General features: G+C 31.9%; 1 protein-coding gene. It reads right to left on the bottom strand.

Going from position 1 to position 348, the window contains the following annotated elements:
* A partial coding sequence (locus ACXR6G_RS20155) for a hypothetical protein (protein WP_458363254.1) occupies window positions 1–348 on the bottom strand: 348 nt, incomplete at both ends.

The following is a 348-nucleotide window of genomic DNA, read 5'->3' as shown; positions in this document are numbered from 1 at the left end:
GATTTCATTACTTGAATCAGCATCACCAGCATCCTTGATATAGCCTAAAGCTGTTATATCCGAATCACTAATCTTGGTATCGGTATTATCAAGATAAGGGCTTAAGTCAATTGTTTTGGTTGAACCATTATTACTTAAGCTTAAAACATGAGTACTCTCATTTAATGTCAAACTCTGAATCTCATTACTCGAATCAGCATCACCAGGATCCTTGATATAGCCTAAAGCTTCAATATCTTTATCACTCAATTTAGTATCATCCAAATATGAACTTAAATTAATTATTTTGGTTGAACCATTCTTGCTTAAGGTTAAAATATTAGTGCTTTCATTTAATGTCAAAGTCTG

Source organism: Ancylomarina sp. YFZ004 (assembly GCF_054254355.1).
The sequence above is the reverse complement of the archived record's forward strand: the minus strand, read 5'-3'. Positions and strand labels throughout refer to the sequence as shown.